Origin of the sequence: Pyxidicoccus trucidator (assembly GCF_010894435.1) — a bacterium.
Classification (GTDB): Bacteria; Myxococcota; Myxococcia; order Myxococcales; family Myxococcaceae; genus Myxococcus; species Myxococcus trucidator.
In genome coordinates this window covers 990,135-1,004,362 of the sequence record NZ_JAAIXZ010000001.1, presented here as the reverse complement: position 1 = coordinate 1,004,362, position 14,228 = coordinate 990,135, and the positions used below count along the sequence as shown (strand labels likewise).

General features: G+C 72.5%; 10 protein-coding genes. 8 read left to right on the top strand and 2 right to left on the bottom strand.

What is annotated here, in order from left to right:
* Window positions 1-49 precede the first annotated feature (49 nt).
* From G4D85_RS04255 to G4D85_RS04245, 3 genes are all read left to right on the top strand, one after another.
* Window positions 50-1,198, top strand: a complete 1,149-nt coding sequence (locus G4D85_RS04255) for a glycosyltransferase family 4 protein (RefSeq protein WP_164008099.1) — start codon at window positions 50-52, stop codon at window positions 1,196-1,198.
* A gap of 123 nt (window positions 1,199-1,321) precedes the next feature.
* The gene (locus G4D85_RS04250; RefSeq protein WP_164008097.1) at window positions 1,322-2,809 is read left to right on the top strand and encodes an MraY family glycosyltransferase; all 1,488 of its coding nucleotides are present in this window, start codon (window positions 1,322-1,324) and stop codon (window positions 2,807-2,809) included.
* 5 nt (window positions 2,810-2,814) lie between these two features.
* Window positions 2,815-3,840, top strand: coding sequence for a nucleotidyltransferase family protein (locus G4D85_RS04245; RefSeq protein WP_164008095.1), 1,026 nt, complete (start codon window positions 2,815-2,817; stop codon window positions 3,838-3,840).
* A gap of 78 nt (window positions 3,841-3,918) precedes the next feature.
* On the opposite strand, the gene G4D85_RS04240 is transcribed toward G4D85_RS04245, so the two are convergent.
* Window positions 3,919-6,678: an FG-GAP-like repeat-containing protein gene (locus G4D85_RS04240; RefSeq protein WP_164008093.1), complete on the bottom strand. Its 2,760-nt coding sequence runs from the start codon at window positions 6,676-6,678 to the stop codon at window positions 3,919-3,921.
* A 205-nt stretch (window positions 6,679-6,883) separates the two neighbouring features.
* On the opposite strand from G4D85_RS04240, the gene G4D85_RS04235 reads away from it, so the two are divergent.
* The 3 genes from G4D85_RS04235 (at window position 6,884) to G4D85_RS04225 (ending at window position 10,440) form a co-directional block, all read left to right on the top strand.
* Window positions 6,884-7,852 carry a nucleotidyltransferase domain-containing protein gene (locus G4D85_RS04235; protein WP_164008091.1) on the top strand — a complete coding sequence of 323 codons (969 nt, stop codon included), beginning with the start codon at window positions 6,884-6,886 and terminating at the stop codon, window positions 7,850-7,852.
* A 102-nt stretch (window positions 7,853-7,954) separates the two neighbouring features.
* Entirely contained in the window at window positions 7,955-9,253 is a 1,299-nt protein-coding gene (locus G4D85_RS04230; protein ID WP_164008089.1) for a UDP-glucose dehydrogenase family protein, read from the top strand.
* Window positions 9,250-10,440: an acyltransferase family protein gene (locus G4D85_RS04225; protein WP_164008087.1), complete on the top strand. Its 1,191-nt coding sequence runs from the start codon at window positions 9,250-9,252 to the stop codon at window positions 10,438-10,440. The genes G4D85_RS04230 and G4D85_RS04225 overlap by 4 nt, the downstream gene beginning before the upstream one ends.
* Window positions 10,441-10,456: 16 nt before the next feature.
* Here the strand turns inward: G4D85_RS04225 and G4D85_RS04220 are convergent, their stop codons facing one another.
* Window positions 10,457-10,747, bottom strand: coding sequence for a hypothetical protein (locus tag G4D85_RS04220; RefSeq protein WP_164009112.1), 291 nt, complete (start codon window positions 10,745-10,747; stop codon window positions 10,457-10,459).
* A 98-nt stretch (window positions 10,748-10,845) separates the two neighbouring features.
* On the opposite strand from G4D85_RS04220, the gene G4D85_RS04215 reads away from it, so the two are divergent.
* Together G4D85_RS04215 and G4D85_RS04210 are read left to right on the top strand one after the other, a co-directional pair.
* Window positions 10,846-11,493 (top strand): hypothetical protein, encoded by a 648-nt coding sequence (locus G4D85_RS04215; RefSeq protein ID WP_164008085.1) that lies wholly within the window; start codon window positions 10,846-10,848, stop codon window positions 11,491-11,493.
* Window positions 11,494-11,598: 105 nt separating this feature from the next.
* The gene (locus G4D85_RS04210) at window positions 11,599-14,220 is read left to right on the top strand and encodes an O-antigen ligase family protein (RefSeq protein ID WP_164008082.1); all 2,622 of its coding nucleotides are present in this window, start codon (window positions 11,599-11,601) and stop codon (window positions 14,218-14,220) included.
* The last annotated feature ends 8 nt before the right edge of the window (window positions 14,221-14,228 follow it).

The following is a 14,228-nucleotide window of genomic DNA, read 5'->3' as shown; positions in this document are numbered from 1 at the left end:
ACAAGAAGTCGCCAGGGCGCGGCGCGATGGCCTAGAAGGCACCCCGCTCATGCGAGTCCTCCTCGGCATCCACCATCCGCTGGACCCGGACCTGGGCGCCCCGGGCGTGACGCTCGCGCTGGGCCAGGCGCTGTCCGCGCTGGGCTGCGAGGTGGACTACTACAGCTACCACGAGGCCTTCCCCACCCGGGACTGGTACACCGTCTGGCATGGCGTGCGCTTCCCCTGGAGCCTTGCGCGGTGGCTGGCGCGCGAGGCCGCCCGCTTCGACGTGCTGGACATCACCACCGGAGACGCGTGGCCCTGGGCGCGCATGGGCCGTCCCGGTGCGCGCGCCCGCCATGCGCTGGTGACGCGCAGCCACGGGCTGGAGCACGTGGTGTCCGAGCACCTCCGTGCCGACGCTCGCGAGGGGCGCGCCCGGCTGAGCTGGAAGTACCCGCTGTACCATGGCGGCCTCCGCCTCTGGGAGGTGCGCCAGTCGCTGTTGCTGTCGGACCACACCGTGCTCCTCAACGAGGAGGACGCCGCCTTCTCACGCGAGCGGCTGGGCCTCCCCGCGGACCGGCTGAGCGTCATCCCGCATGGCCTGGACGAAGCCTTCCTCGGACTGCCACCGCCGAGCGGCACCCGCGACGCCGTCAGCGACAGCGCGCCCCTGCGGGTGGCCTTCGTGGGGAGCTGGATTCAGCGCAAGGGACGTGACGACGTGGTTGCAGTCGCCACCGGGCTCTCCGCGCGCGGCGTTCCCTTCCGCCTGTCGCTGTACGGCACGGGGCTGGGAGAGGACGAGGTGCTGGCGAGCTTCCCCTCCGCCGTGCGCGAGCGGCTCCGCGTGGTGCCGCGGTACGTCCACGCCGAGCTCCCCCGACACCTGGCGGACGAGGAGGTGCTGCTCTTCCCCAGCCACGCGGAGGGCTTCGGCATGGCGCTGGTGGAGGCCATGGCCTGTGGGCTCGCGCCGGTGTCATCTCCTGTGGGTGTGGCGCTCCAGGTGGTGCGCGAGGGAGTGACAGGGCGGCTCATCCCCATTGGCGACGTGTCGGCGCTGGTGGGTGCGCTGCGCTCATTGGCGGAGGACCGTGAGCGACTGCTGGCGCTGCGCACGGCCGCCCAGGCCGAGGTGCGGAGCATGACCTGGCGGGGCATCGCCGCCCGCACGCTGTCTCTCTACGAGGCACTTCTCCGCCAGCACTGAAAGCCTCGAATTTCGCAGGGTTGGTGGCTGGGTAAGCAAGCGTAGGGTCTGGTTGTTATCACACCGTGCCGCGCATTGACGCGCCGAGCCAGGGGCCGTCACGATGTCGGGCAGCACACTCGAATGATCACCTTCTTCGTCGCGTTCCTCGTCTCCCTCATGGTGGCCCTGGTGCTCACGCTGCTCGTGCGCAACCGGGCCGTGGCGTGGGGGTGGCTGGACCAGGCCAACTCCAGTCGCAAGGTGCACGTGCGCCCCATCCCGCGGCTGGGAGGGATTGGCATCGTCGGAGGCTTCTTCGCGCCGCTGTGCGCGCTGTTCCTGGTGGACTCGGGGGTGGGGCACAACTTCCGCTCGCACCGGGAGCTGGTGGCGGGCCTGTTCATCGGCGGCGCGGTCATCGCGGCGCTGGGGCTGTATGACGACCTGAGGGGCTCGGGCGCGCGGCTGAAGTTCGCCGTGCAGCTCTCGGTGGCGCTGGGGCTCTACGCGCTGGGCTTCCGCATCGAGGTCATCGCCAATCCCTTCGGTCCGGAGCTGACGCTGGGCGCGCTGAGCCTGCCCTTCACGGTGCTGTGGGTGGTGGGCGTCGTCAACGCGCTCAACCTCATCGACGGCCTGGACGGGCTGGCGGGCGGGGTGGCCTTCTTCGGCGTGGGCACCAACTTCATCCTCGCGCTGTCGCGGGGGGACATCCTGCTGTGCCTGCTGATGGCGGCGCTGGCGGGCGCCATCCTCGGGTTCCTGGTGTTCAACTTCAACCCGGCCTCCATCTTCATGGGGGACACGGGGAGCATGTTCCTGGGCTTCGTGCTGGCGGCGGTGGCCATCAAGACGAGCACGAAGAGCGGGACGACGGTGGCCATGCTGGTGCCGGTGATGGCGCTGGGGCTGCCCATCATGGACACGCTGCTGGCCATGGTGCGGCGCTCGATGCTGGGCCGGCCGATGTTCAGCGCGGACAGGGAGCACATCCACCACCGGGTGATGAGCCGCATGGTGCTGAGCCATCGCTCGACGGTGCTGGTGCTGTACGGGCTGTGCGGCCTCTTCGCGCTGACGGCGCTGGGGCTGAACTTCGCCAACAGCGCGCAGAGCGCCATGCTGCTGTGTGGCATGGGCGTGGTCATCGCGGTGCTGATGCGCAAGCTGGGCTACCTGGACCTGCGGCGCGCGTCCGACGTGCAGCAGGTGCGGCAGCGCAACATCCGGCTGCGCTCGCTGGTGAAGGACGTCACCCGCTCGGTGCGCCTGGCTCCGTCGCTGCAGGACGTGTGGAATGCGGTGCGGCCGCTGGCGGAGGCGCTGGACTTGTCCCGGCAGGAGCTGCGCTTCCAGCGCGTGTCGGACGGGCAGACGGAGGGCATCGTCTTCGAGACGCAGCGTCCCGCGGGAGCGGGAGTGCCGCTCGAGGTGAGCATCGACGTGAAGGACGAAGAGGAGGTGCTCGGGTCGCTGCTGCTGGTGTGGCGCGACGGGCGGTCGGCCATCAACCGCGACGAGGAGCTGGCGCTGGAGGTGGTGGCGGACGCGGTGGCCGAGCGTGCCGTGCGGCTCCAGGCGCTGCCGGAAGTGCCGGAGCCCGGGCGCGTCATCGCGCTGCGGCGGTGACGGCGGTGGACGCGCGCGCCCTCGGGGCGTTGCTGCGGTCCTGGCCCCAGGCACCCGCGCGCGCGGCCCCGGTGGACGCGGAGGCCGACGGGCTGGTGCGCGCGGCCGTGCACCATGGGCTGGCGGGTTTCGCGGAGCACGCGGTGGCGCGGGCCGGGTGGGTGCTGCCTCCTGAGTCGAGCGCGCTGCTGCGCCGCGAGTCCCTGCTGGGCGCGGCGCGGGTGATGCGGGTGAAGGCGCTGCTCACGCGGAGCCTGGACGCGCTGGCGGCGGTGGGCCAGGTGCCGGTGCTGCTCAAGGGATACGGGCTGGCGCAGCGGCTGTACCCGGACCCGCTGCAGCGGGCCACCACGGACGTGGACCTGCTGGTGGCGCGGGGAGACGTGGACGCGGCGGTGCGGGCGCTGACCGGGCTGGGGCTGGCGGTGCGGGCGGGGGACGGCGCGCGGCATGGCGAGGAGGACTCGCACCACCTGGAGCTGGTGGGGCCGGCGGGACTGGTGGAGCTGCACTTCCGCGCGCTGGCGGGCTGGGGGCAGGCGCTGGAGGGTGATGCGCTGATGGCGCGAGCGGTGGAGGGGCAGGTGGAGGGCCGGCGCGTGCGGTGGCTGCGGCCGGAGGACGAGGCGGTGTACCTGTCGCTGCACGCGAGCAACCACCTGTTGCAGCGGCTGGCGTGGGTCTTCGACTTGAAGTTGCTGGCGCTGGCGGGGCTGGACTGGCGGGGCGTGGTGGAGGGCGCGCGAGGGACGGCCTTCCCGCATCTGGCCTGGTATGGCTGGGAGGCGGCGCGGAGGCTGCTGGATGCGCCGGTGCCCGAGGAGGTGCTGTCGGCGCTGGCGCCGCCCCGGTGGCAGCGCGTGCTGGCGGGGCGGTTCTTCTCGGACGAGCGGCTGTTGGGCGCGGAGCTGGCGCGCAGCAAGCCGGCCTGGGTGGCGGCGAAGCTGCTGCTGGCTCCCCGGCCTGGAGCCATGGCCCGCTATGCGCTGCGGCGGGTGGGGAACGCGGTGCGGACGCGGACTCGGAGCTGACGCGCGCTGTGCGGCCGGGGCTTCACCTCCAGGGCTGCATGGAGGTGCGCCCCGGAGAAGTCAGTCGCCTTCACGGCCTCACGGGCACAGCGGACTGCCACCCATGCCCGACGGGCACGCCTGGCCCACGCAGTACTTCGGCCCGCTGTCCCGCGCCACCAGCTGTCCATACGACTCGCGCGGCACGTCCACGGTGCAGCTCCCCGCCGCCGAGTTGCCGGACGGGTCCTCCACCACGTAGTGCACCGTGTACACACGTCCGTCGCCCGTGTCGTCGCGCTCGGCGCGGAGCTGCACCGACGTCGCGTTCACCCGCACGTCCATGTCGTCGCACGTGGCGCCGTCACAGGTGCCGCCCACGTCCTCGGACTCGTCCGACGTGACGCGGACAATCCGGCCGTAGCGCTCCAGCGGAAGGTCGCCCGCGCACGCGTCCTTCGCGACGCCCGCGCACTCGGCCAGCGTCACCGTGCGGTACTGGTGGTCCACCGGCCACAGCCGCGCCCCCACCGAGCTTCCCGGCTGAGGAGGCCGCGTGTCGCGCACCGTCACCGAGAAGCCGCACCCGCACGCATTGCCCGAGCCGTCCGTCGCGTTGCAGTCCACCACCGTCCGTCCCAGCGGGAAGGAAGCCCCCGTGGGCGGCGTACACGTCACCGTCACCGGGCCGCAGTTGTCCTCCGCGCGCGCCACGTAGGACGCCTTCGCCCCGCCCGCGGTGCACTCCAGGACTTGAGGCGCCGGGCAGACGATGTGCGGCAGCGTCGTGTCCACCACCGTCACCGTGCCCGTGCACACCGCGCTGGCCTCACCGTCCGAGGCCGTCAGCGTCACCGCATGGCTCCCCAGTCCAAACGGCCCCGGTGCCGCCTGCGTCACCGTGAAGGGGCCCGGCTGCCCATCCGGGTCATGGCTCCCGTCATCCACGCCGGCCGAGGCCCGGCACATCGCATCCGCGCTCACCGTGACGTCCCGACACACCGCCACGGGCGGCTCGTTCACCGAGCACTCCAGCCCCACCAGCGCCGAGCCGGTGTTGTTGTCCTCGCGGCACTCCAGCTCCCGCCCGGAGCCGGTGCCGTCGTCATCCACCACCGCGAACACCTCGCCCCGGCCCCCGGGCGCCGCGTCGAACTCCAGCTCCACGAACACCTCGGCCCCCGCATCCACCTTGTCCTCCACCGTGGCCACGCCCAGCAGCGTGCCGTCAGCAGCGGCCCCCCGGTAGAAGGCCACCCGCACGCCCGCCGAGGCCGCCGCATCTCCGTCGTTCCGCACCCGCGCCCCCAGCGTCACGCCGCCCGCGCTGTCACACGTGGCGGACACCGCGTCCACCACCAGGTCCGGCGCGGCGAAGGGCTTCACGGTGCCCGTGCCCTGGCTGTTGGTGCGGAAGGTGTTGAGCCCCGGCGTGAGCCAGTTGGTGGCGGGGCGGGCGGGGATGGAGCCGTCCTCCTCCACGTTGGTGACGGAGTACGCATGCTGGTTCCAGATGCGCCGTGTGTTCACCCAGCCGTCCTTGCTGTCCCTGAACACGCGGATGCCGTGGAACGGGCCGAAGTCGCACGCGGTGTTCTGCGCCACCACGATTTCGGCGTTGCCGTCACCGTCCACGTCCACCACCACCGGATTCTCATACGCGGTGCACGAGCTGTGCGGCGTCTCGAAGCGCACCTCGCCGGTGGCGCCGTCATGGATGCGCAGGGCCGTCTCGTCCGCGTAGACGACCTCCGCGCGGCCATCGCCCTCGAAGTCGAAGGTGGACGAGCCCGTGCGGTTGGAGCTGTGGTCCTGCGTCGGTCTCAGCCACTTCACCGTCCCGTCCGCCTCGAAGACGGAGTACCAGGCCGCGCCGGCCACACCGATTTCCGCCTGCCCGTCCGCGTCGAAGTCCGCGATGTTCGGCGGCCCGCCCACGCCACCGCCCAGGTGCTCCACCGTCCAGCGCACCGTGCAGTCGGCCTCCATCAGCGACACGTGGCCGTCCCACACCACCACCACCTCGCCCGCGGGGTCCGCGTCGAAGTTGCCCACGCCGGACAGGCCGTGGCCCAGGGCCTCGGCCGTGCACCTCAGCGTGCCGTCATGCCCGTAGATGGAGCGGCCGTTCACCACCTCCTGCTTCCCGTCCCCGTCCAGGTCCACGGCGAACGCCAGCGGGCCGGTGTCGTTCGGCGGGCCGCCCACCCCGTCGCTGCCCACCCACTTCAACTCGCCGGTGCTGTCATAGACGTGGTTGCCGGCGATGATTTCCACCGACCCATCGCCCTCCAGGTCCGCCAGCGACACGCCGCCCCAGTCCAGCCGGGGCCCATCCGCGCGGAACTTGAAGGCGCCGGTGTGCTCGAAGCAGATGAGGCCCAGCGCGCTCTCCGGCACGGTGCACAGCTCCACCCGCCCGTCGCCGTCGATGTCCCCCGCCGCGACGCTCGCCGCGCCCCGCGTCCGCAGGGCCGGGTCCGTCACCGCCCACAGGTCCGAGCCATCGGTTCCACTGATGGCTCGCAGTACCCCGTTCGTCTTGAAGTTCCAGCCCTCGAAGCTGTTGAACACCACGTCCGGCACGCCGTCGCCGCTGACGTCCACCACCACCGGCGTCATCTCCACGTTGGTGTGCGTGGGCATCAGCGGGCTGTCCGTCCACGCCCACTCCACTTCGGGCTCGAAGTGGGGCTCGAAGGGGGGCCGCACCTCACAGCGGGCTTCGGCCTCCACCACCGCCGTCGTCCCCTGGGCGGCCGGCTCCTGTGGGGCGCTGCCGCTGCACGCCACCAGCCCGAGCGCTCCCAGCACACACCACGAGCCCGCCCGTCTGTCCGTCCAGCCCTGCTGCCCCATGAAGAGACCTCCCACGGATGCCTGCCCGGCCGCAGACGAACCGAGCCCCGAGGTATTCATCCACCCGGCCTTCCGGACCCACCCCGAAGGGCTGGCGCGTGTCGCCTGGGCACCATTCCTACCCGGTTGTGTCCGGCCGCGCACACAGCAGGGGTACGAAGGCGGGCGTTGCAGGCCCGGCGTCCGGCCCGTTAAAGGGGCCCCCATGCCGCCGAGCCTCCTCGACACCTTCCGCGTCCTTGCCTCCTTCGACCCACCGCGAGGCTCGCTGCGGGGCGCGCCGTGGGAGGAGTACGTGGACTGGGCCATCTCCCAGGGCCTGGCGCCCCTGGCGGCCTACAACCTCCAGTATCGGCTCGGCGGCGCCAACGTACCGGAGTGGGTCCGCGACAGGCTCCTGGCCATCTACCAGGGCTCGGCCAACGACAACGTGATGAAGCTCGTCAACTTCAAGCAGATGGTGGACGACCTTCAGGGCCGCAGGCTGGTGCTGTTCGGCGCGGCGGCCTTCGCCGACTCCCTCTACCCGCACGTCGCCTTCCGCCCCGTCACGGAGCTCCAGTTGATGATGCGCCGGCTGGACGTGGACGGCTTCGCCGGCTTCCTCGCCAACCACGACTTCAAGCCGGAGGACGCCGAGGGCACCGGCGCCACGAAGGCGGTGTCCGACGGGCGCACCCTCATCTTCCTCTACTCGGACGTGCTGGGCCCCCAGCGCCGGGAGCAGGCCGCGGGCATTATCGAGCGGGCGATGCCGATGAAGATGTACGGCCCCTCCGTCTTCCGCGCGAGCCTGGAGGACGCGGTGCTGCTGGTGGCCCTGGAGCACGCGCGCCACGGGTACGAAGTGCCCTGGCTGTCCTTCCTGGACCTGCGCGAGCTCATCACCGGCGCCAAGGCCATGGGCGGCCCGTACTCGCGCCCGGTGGACGTGCCCGCGCTGCTGGCCCGGGCCGCCGAGTGGCGCCTGGAGCGCGCCCTCTACACGTCCCTGGCCATCGTCGCGCGCCTCTTCCCCGAGGCCGCCCCGGACGCCACCGCCGCCTTCCCCCCGCTGCGTCGGGCTACGCGCGAATTGCTGGACCGGACGGTGGTGGGTGCGGTGAGCACCCCGGGGCGCACTTCGGCCCTCAAGGGGCTGGAGCGGGTGCGCCGGCTTCTCACAGGCCAGTAAGGCCGCCCGCCTGCCCTCCAGCCCCCGGGGACGGGCTTCCTTTCGGTGCGCCTCCCGGCGTATGAGTCGTCCGCTAGACACATCCCAACTGGGACTCTTTCAATGCGTATTGCCATCATCGGAACGGGCTACGTCGGCCTCGTCGCGGGCACCTGCTTCGCGGACTCGGGTAACGACGTCACGTGCGTGGACATCGACGAGCGGAAGATCCGCATGCTCCAGGCGGGCGAAGTGCCCATCTACGAGCCGGGCCTCGAGGAGCTCATCAAGAAGAACGTGCGCGAGAAGCGCCTCTTCTTCACCCGGGACCTCCCGGAGGCCGTGGCCACCGCGCAGGTGGTCTTCATCGCCGTGGGCACGCCCGAAGGCGAGAGCGGTGACGCCGACCTCCAGTACGTGCTGGCCGCCGCCGAGCAGATTGGCAAGGCGATGAAGCAGTACACCGTCGTCGTCGACAAGAGCACCGTGCCGGTGGGCACCGCGGACAAGGTCCGCGCCGCCATCAGCAAGGTGACGAGCATCGAGTTCGACGTCGTCTCCAACCCCGAGTTCCTCAAGGAAGGCGCCGCGCTGGACGACTTCCTCAAGCCGGACCGCGTCGTCATCGGCGTGGACTCCGAGCGCGGCCGCAAAATCATGGGCGAGCTGTACGCGCCCTTCGTGCGCACCGAGAACCCGGTCATCTACATGGACACGCGCTCGGCGGAGCTGACGAAGTACGCCGCCAACGCGATGCTGGCCACGCGCATCTCCTTCATGAACGACATCTCCGCGCTCTGCGAGAAGGTCGGCGCGGACGTGGACTTCGTGCGCAAGGGCCTGGGCTCGGACAAGCGCATCGGCTACCCGTTCCTCTTCCCGGGCGTGGGCTACGGCGGCTCCTGCTTCCCCAAGGACGTGAAGGCGCTGGTGGCCACCGCGCGCGACTACGGCCTGGAGCTGGACCTGCTGCGCGCCGTGGAGCGCACCAACGAGCGCCAGAAGAAGCTGCTGGTGAACAAGGCCGTGAAGCACTACGGCTCGCTCGAGGGCAAGAAGTTCGGCGTGTGGGGCCTGGCCTTCAAGCCGAAGACGGACGACATGCGCGAGGCGCCGGCCATCGAGGTCATCGAGGGCCTCATCGGCAAGGGCGCGCAGGTGGTGGCGCACGACCCCGTGTCCGCGCACTCCGCGAAGCGCGTCTTCGGTGACCGCATCCGCTATGCCTCGGTGCCCTACGAGGCGCTGGAGGGCGTGGACGGCCTGTTCGTCGTGACGGAGTGGAACGAGTTCCGCCACCCGGACTTCGAGCGGATGAAGGGCCTGATGAAGTCGCCCGTCGTGTTCGACGGTCGCAACGTGTACGACCCGGTGCGCATGCGCGAGCAGGGCTTCACGTACTACGGCATCGGCCGTCGATGAAGCAGGGCGGGGCGCTCGACGGGCTCACGGGGCTGCGCTTCTTCGCGGCCCTCCACGTGGTGCTGTTCCACTTCGGCAAGCCGTGCATGGACACGGCCCCCGAGGGGTTGCGCAACTGGGTGGGGGCGGGCTACTCCGCCGTGGGTGTCTTCTTCGTCCTGTCGGGCTTCGTCCTCGCCTGGAACTACCTGGACCGGGACGGTCGGATGGAGACGGGGCCGCGCGCCTTCCTGGCCGCACGCGTGGCCCGCGTCTACCCCGTCTACCTCCTGACGTTCCTCCTCGCGGCGCCCTTCACCATCGCCGCGTCCGTGTCCGACAACGGGTGGTTGGTGGCCGTCGCGAAGCTGGTGGTCGGCGGCCTGGGCACGCTGGCGCTGGTGCAGGCGTGGATTCCCCTGCTGGCGCTCTACTGGAACCCGCCCGGCTGGTCCGTGGCGGTGGAGGCCGTCTTCTACGCGCTGTTCCCCGGGCTGGCGCGCGTGCTGCCGCGCCTGCGTCCCTCGCTGCTGCCGGTGGCGCTGGGCGCGGCGTGGGTGCTCGGGCTGGTGCCGCCGCTGCTGTACCTGGGGCTGCAGCCGGAGGGGACGGCTCCGACGGATGCGGGCACCTGGACGACGTGGCTGACGGTCATCAAGTTCAACCCGCTGCTGCGCCTGCCCGAGTTCGTCTTCGGCGTGCTGCTCGGCTGGTGCTTCGTGCGCGAGCGCGCCTCGGGCGGGGCGAAGCAGGGCAGCGGCGCGGTGCTGGCGGCGGTGGGCGCGGCGCTGCTGGTGGCGGCGGGCGCGGCGGGCCCGCGGATTCCGTTTCCGCTGATGCACAACGCGCTGCTGGCGCCCGCGTCGGGGCTGCTGGTGTACGGGCTGGCGCGTGGGGGCGGCCCGCTGGGCTGGCTGCTGTCGCGCCCGCTGCTGGTGCACCTGGGCGGGGCCAGCTACGCGCTCTATCTCCTCCAGTTCCCAGCGTCGGGGCTGGCGCACGCGCTGGCCAGGGTGCTTCCGCCGTCGCTGGACGTGTACTCGCCCGTGACGTTGCTAGCCTTCGTGCTGGTCGTGGGCGTGCTGGCGTCGGTGGGGGTGCACCGCTACGTGGAGACGCCCTTCCGCTCGAGGGTGCGCAAGGCGCTACAGCCGTGGGTGGACGAGGAGTCCAGCATCCCCGCGCGGCCGGTGGTGCCCGGGGCCTGAGTCCCGGGGCGGGGCTTCAGCGTGACAGGCCGCAGGCGCGCTTGCCGGCCTCGGTCTCCACCTCGCGGCAGTTGCAGCTCTCGACGAGCTGCTCGCAGACGGCCTCGTCCTCCTCGGTGGGCTCCACGCGGCTCTCTTCCTGGGCGGCGCGCTGGAGGCACAGCTCCTTCTCCACGGAGTTGGTGGAGCAGTCGCAGAGCTTCTCGGACAGCTCGCGGCAGGCGCCCTTGCAGCCGGCGAGGCCGGACAGGGTGGAGCACAGGAGGGCGGCGGTGATGAGGAGGCGGCGCATGGGTGCGGCGAAGATGCCAGAAGGACCCCTGGATGCAAGCCGTCCGCGATGCCAGTCGTACCGGGGTGGATGCTAGGGTCGCCCGCCTGCCCCACTCCCGGGAGGACCCGCCCATGCTGTCGCTCGTCGCCGCCGTCCTGCTGACCGCCGCGCCTGCTTCCCCGTCCCCGTCCCCGCGGGCCGCCGAGGCCCTCTTGTCCGGGCGCTACCTGTCCGCGCGCCTGCTGGTGGCCCAGGCCCCGCCGGACGCGCCGTCGGAGGCCGCGCCGCCCGCGCCTCCGTCCGAGCCTCCCGCCGCGCCGCAGATGGACCCGGAGCTGGAAGCGCGCATCCAGGACCTGACAAGCCAGGTGGGGCTGCTCCAGAGCGAGATTCGCTCCATCGACGTGAACTTCCCCATCGGCTCGCTGGTGATGGCGTACTTCGGCTACGTGCTGTCGCCCCTGCTGCTGATTGGTATCCCCCTCATCATCATCGGACTGAACGCGGACGACAGTGATGACAGGTCCACGCTGGTGGGCCTCGGCACGGGCCTGTCGGTGACGGGCGCGGTGGGTGTGGGGCTGCTCGTCGGCGGCCTCGTCACCGGCTCGCGGGAGTCCAGCGCGAACCGCGCCCGCCGCGAGGAGCTCATCCGCGAGCGCATCCGCCTGGAGGACGACCTGCGCGACTTGAAGACCCGCCGCGACGCGCGAAGCACGCTGCAGGCGCGCCGGTGGCGGCCCCATCCCACGCTCCCCCTGGTGGGCCTGCACTTCTGACGCGCCGCCCCACGCACGGCCGGTCCCTTTGCGGCCGGGAGTGGGGGCGGGAAGCGGGCGGTCGTTTCGGGCCGTGACATACTCCAGCGCCCCCCGCCCCCGAGCATGTCCTACCCACACCGCGGCACGTCCCGATTCACCCTGCTCGCCGAAGCGGCGCTGGCGTCGCTCGTCGTGCTCGGCCCCGTGGCCCTCGGTGGCGCGGCGCGCTGGGTGCTCTGGCCGCTGGTGGCGCTCTCCGGCGCGGCGGCGGTGCTGGCGGCGGTAGGTGCGAGACGACAGGGCCAGTCCCTGCGCTTCCCACTGCTGGCGGTGCCCCTGGCGGCGGGCGCGGCGCTGTGCGCGCTGCAACTGATGCCGCTGCCGGCGGGCGTGCTGGGCGTGCTGAGCCCCGAGGCCGCGGCGCTGCGGGAGTTCGCGCTGGTGCCCCTGGGGCTGGAGGGCGCGCGGCCCGTGTCGCTGGACCCGCCGGCCACCTGGCGTGAGCTGGCGAAGCACGTGGCGTACCTCCTGGCCTTCCTCGCGGCGGTGCAGGTGTGCCGCGCGCGCCCCAGCCGGGAGCGGCTGCTGGCGGTGCTGGCCTTCACCGGCGCGGCGCTGGCGGTGGTGGGGCTGGGCCACTCGCTGCTGGGCGTGCAGTCCCTCTTCGGCCTGCTGTCATGGGTCCACGCGCGGCCCCCGCTGGTGACGCCCTTCGGCAACCCCAACCACCTCGCGGGTTTCCTCGGGCTGTCCTCCACGGTGGCGCTGGGGCTGGCGCTCACCACGCGGCCCCGCTCGCGTGCGCTGCCATACGCGCTGGCGGCGGGAGCGGGGGGGCTGGGCGTGGTGCTGTCGCTGTCGCGCGGAGGCATCGCCTTCTTCGTCTTCGGGCAGGCGCTGCTGGCGTTGCTGCTGCTGCGCCGTCGCCGCGAGGCGGTGGGGCGCGCTCCGCCCGTCTGGGCCCGGAGCGCCGCCGCGCTGGTCGCGCTGCTGGCCGTGCTGGGAGTGGGCGCGTACGCGGCGGCGGACCGGCTGTGGGTGGAGGCTCGCAGCGCGGACAGCGTGGAGGAGTTGCGCCACTCCAAGGTCTCACTGTGGCCGATGATGGCGGAGGCCGCGCGGGCCTTCCCGGTGCTGGGCATGGGACGTGGCGCCTTCGAGGCGGCCTTCCCGCGCTACCAGTCCGAGCCCAACCCCAACACCCTCACGCACCCGGAGAACGCGGTGCTGCAAGGGGCGGTGGAGCTGGGCGTGCCGGGCCTCGTGCTGCTGGCGCTGGCGGTGTGGGGCTTCACGCGGCTGCTGCGCAGCGAGGGGCTGGACGCGCTGGAGCTGGCGTCGCTCGCGGGCGTGGCGGCGCTGGCGCTGCATGACCTCTTCGACTTCAGCCTGGAGCTGCCCGCGTGCGCGGTGGCGGCGCTGGTGGTGTTGGCCTCGGTGGCACGTCCCCGCGCGCGCCAGCGTGCGGCCGGGAAGCCGGGCGGCCTGAAGCCCTCCGCCTGGGTGCTGGGCACGGGCGTGGCGCTGACGGGGCTGGGGCTGGTGGCGCTGGTGCCCGGCCGTCACCACCTGTCGGACGCGGAGGCGGAGCTGGCGGGGCTCGTCACCGCGCGAGCGCCCGAGGCCGACGTGCGCTCACGCGGGCTGGCGCTCATCGACAGGCACCCGTCGGACTACCTGCTCTATCGGCTGGTGGCGTCGGCGTACGCGGCGCGGGGGCGCGAGGGGGCGGAGCAGTCCCTGGCCTTCGTCAACCGCGCGCTCTACCTGTCGCCCGTGGACGCGGTGTCGCACCGGGTGGCTGCGCGGGCGCTGCTGACGCTGGGGCGTGGCTCCCAGGGCTTCCTGGAGTACCGGCTGGCGTACGAGGCCGGGGACCTGGGGGCGCTCCAGGGCGAGGCGCTGCGCCTGGCGCGCTCGCTGGAGGATTTGGTCGCGTTGACGCCGGACTCGCCCGAGGTGGCGGTGCGGTTGCTGGACGCGCTGGGCAGCATGCCGGGGCGGATGGACCTGGCGCTGGCCTACTCGGGCTGGGCGCGCGAGCACTTCGAGGGCCGGGCGGGGCTGGCGACCCTGTGGGCGCGCGAGGCCCGGCTGCGGCTGCGAAAGGGCGAGCTGCCGGTGGCCGAGGCGGCCTGCGCCGAGGTGGAGCGCCGCGAGCCCGACGCGCTGGACACGCACCTGCTGCGCGCGGAGGTGCTGCGGGCGCAGGGGCGGGGTGAGGAGGCGCTCCAGACGCTGGAGCGGCTGCTGGCGCGCTTCCCGGGCCACGTGGAGCTGTCCTTCACGCTGGCCGCGCGGCAGCTGGACGCGGGGCTGACGCGGCGAGCGAAGGACACGCTGCAAGCGGTATCCCCCTTCCTCACGGACTACGCGCAGCGGGCGCGGCTGCTGTCACTGGAGGCGGCGTGCCTGGAGCGCGAGGGGCTGCTGTCCAGCGCGGTGGAGCGCCGGCAGACGGCGGCACGGCTGGCCCCCGGGCCGGATGCGTGGTTCGCGGTGGCGCGCACGCAGGAGGCCCTGCGGCGGTATGACGCGGCGGCGCGCTCGGTGCACGAGGGCATGCGCCTGTTGCCCGCCAGCGCCCGCAAGGACGCCGAGGCCTGGGTGGCCCGGCTGGAGTCCGCGGAGCGGGCGCGGGTGGACACGCGCCGCGAGCAGCTCTCGAAAGACCCTCGAGCCGAGGAACTGGAGCACCTGCTGGGCAATACGGGCGGCGCGGGTGAAGCGTCGGACACGCGGTAGCCGCCCGC